The sequence below is a fragment of the Streptomyces sp. NTH33 genome (genome assembly GCF_003236365.1).
In the GTDB taxonomy this organism is placed as follows: domain Bacteria; phylum Actinomycetota; class Actinomycetes; order Streptomycetales; family Streptomycetaceae; genus Streptomyces.
Map to the genome: position 1 here is coordinate 1 of NZ_POTZ01000730.1, position 2,327 is coordinate 2,327.

Consider the following 2,327-nt stretch of genomic DNA (forward strand, 5'->3'; position numbering starts at 1 on the left):
GTGCAGATCAAGTCCCCCGAGCAGATCGCCAAGATGCGTGAGGCGGGGCTGGTCGTCGCCGCGATTCACGCGGCCACCCGGGAGGCGGCGGTGCCCGGGGCGACCACCAAGGACCTGGACGGCGTGGCGGCGGTGCCACGTCAGGCGTACCCGGGTGCCGCGGTAGGCGGCGACGTCCTCGGCGGAGGTCTCCAGGTTCTGCTGGAGCGCGATGAAGCGGCCACCGGCGTCGAGGTCGACCAGGAAGCGGGTGGAGTCGCCCAGGTAGGCGACCTCGGCGACGGTGCCCGCGGCGGTGGCGTGCTCGGGCTCGTCGGCGTCGGCGGACTCCTTCAGGACGCGGATCTTCTCCGGCCGGATGCTGTGGGTGCCGTCGGCGCCGAGGATCCGCCGGGCCGACTCCCCCTGGAGGAGGTTGGAGGTGCCGACGAAGGACGCGACGAACGGGGTCGCGGGGCGTTCGTAGATCTCGGCGGGGGTGCCGACCTGTTCGATGCGGCCCTGGTGGAAGACGGCGACGCGGTCGCTCATCGTCAGGGCCTCCTCCTGGTCGTGGGTGACGAACACGAAGGTGATGCCGACCTCGCGCTGGAGCGCCTTGAGTTCGACCTGCATCTGCTCGCGCAGCTTGAGGTCGAGGGCGCCGAGCGGTTCGTCGAGCAGCAGCAGGCGGGGGCGGCCGACCAGGGCGCGGGCGAGGGCGACGCGCTGGCGCTGGCCGCCGGAGAGCTCGGCCGGGCGCCGTCTGCCGTATCCGTCCAGGCGCACCTGGGCGAGGGCCTCGCGGGCGCGGGCGAGCCGGTCGGCCTTGGGCACCTTGCGGACCTTCAGGGAGTAGGCGACGTTCTGCTCGACGGTCATGTGCGGGAAGAGGGCGTAGTCCTGGAAGACGGTGTGGACGTCCCGTTCGAAGGGCGCGAGGCCGGTGACCTCCTGCCCGGCGAGTTCGACGCGGCCCTCGGTGGGGGCCTCGAAGCCGGCGATCAGACGCAGGACCGTGGTCTTGCCCGAGCCGGACGGGCCGAGCATCGAGAAGAACTCCCCGTCCCGGATCTCCAGGTCGACTCCGGCCACCGCGGCCGTCTCCCCGAACGTCTTGCGCAGGCCCTGCAGCCGGACCGCGACTCCCTCCATGCGGAACCTTTCTGACGCTCGTGCACGTTGAGCGGAAACCTATGAAGTCATAGTTCAAAGCTCAAGACCGCCTCTGGGTAAAGCTTGGGTCAACTGGCAAGGTGGTGGCCGTGAAGCAGCGACACGTCGAGAACGGGGCCAGGAGCCCGCGCGGGACGGTTGACGTGGGCGAGGCCGGTCCCCGGAAAGTCGTCTTCGCGCCGGTGGAGAGCCGGGCTCGGGTGGAAGCGGTGGTGCGCAGGATCGGCGACGCCATCGAACTCGGTCTGCTCGCCGACGGGGAGCAGTTGCCCGGCGAGAGCGAACTGGCCGGGCAGCTCGGTGTGTCCACGGTGACCCTGCGGGAGGCGCTGATGGCGCTGCGGCAGCAGGGACTGGTCACCACCCGGCGGGGGCGCGGCGGGGGCAGCTTCGTCTCGCTGCCCGAACTCCCCGACGAGGAGCGGCTGAGGACCCGGCTGCGCGGCTGGAGCACCGAGGAGCTGCGCGACCTCGGCGACCACTGGGCCGCGCTGTCGGGCGCGGCGGCCGGACTCGCGGCGGAGCGCACCGGACCCGGTGATCTGGGTCAACTTCTTCGTACGACCGAGGAGTTCGCGAGCGCCGAGGACGCGGCGGCGCGCAGCCGGATCTACGGCCGGTTCCACGTGGAGCTGGCGGCGGCCGCACAGTCCGCCCGGCTCACCCGGGAGCAGATCGCACTCCAGACGGAGGTCGGGGCGCTGCTGTGCCTGGTGCTCGCGGACGGCGAATATCGTGAAGAAGTCGCAGATCGCCATCGCGCCGTCATCTCCGCCGTGCAGGATGGGGCCCGTGATTCGGCCCGTACGCCGGCCGAGCGGTGCGTCCAGGAGTCGGCGGCGCGGCTCATCGCCGTGCGGCTGGACCTCTGACGATGCGGCGTCCGGCCCCGCCCGCTGGAGGACGCCATGAGCACGAGCCCCGTACTCGTCGAGGCGGCGGCGACGCGCGACGCCTCCGCCGAGGAGCGCGTCGCCGCGCGGGTGGGCCGCGTACTGGAGGCGGTGTTCGACGCGGTCGCCGAGATCCGCGCCGAGACGGCCGATCTGCTGACGCGGGTGATCGCCGAGGGCCGCGTGCCGGTCAGCGCCGATCTCGCCGCGCTGCGGCCGGGGCTGCATCTGCGGCTGACCCGCGAGGAACTGGTTTCCGGGGCCGGCTTCGTCGCCGCG

1 protein-coding gene and 3 pseudogenes are annotated in these 2,327 nt (G+C 72.4%); 3 read left to right on the forward strand and 1 reads right to left on the reverse strand.

Annotated elements, in window-relative coordinates; all coding sequences use genetic code 11:
• A pseudogene (locus C1I97_RS42125) lies at nucleotides 1-129 on the forward strand (type I methionyl aminopeptidase); the annotation flags it as partial.
• Here the strand turns inward: C1I97_RS42125 and C1I97_RS35575 are convergent.
• Nucleotides 112-1,134 (reverse strand): annotated as a pseudogene (locus C1I97_RS35575) (ABC transporter ATP-binding protein); the annotation flags it as partial. The pseudogenes C1I97_RS42125 and C1I97_RS35575 sit on opposite strands and share 18 nt — an antisense overlap.
• A gap of 164 nt (nucleotides 1,135-1,298) precedes the next feature.
• Between C1I97_RS35575 and C1I97_RS35580 the strand changes: the two are divergent.
• Both C1I97_RS35580 and C1I97_RS35585 read left to right on the forward strand, forming a co-directional pair.
• Entirely contained in the window at nucleotides 1,299-2,027 is a 729-nt protein-coding gene (locus C1I97_RS35580) for a FadR/GntR family transcriptional regulator (RefSeq protein ID WP_111007070.1), read from the forward strand.
• A gap of 36 nt (nucleotides 2,028-2,063) precedes the next feature.
• Nucleotides 2,064-2,327: pseudogene (locus C1I97_RS35585) on the forward strand (hypothetical protein); the annotation flags it as partial.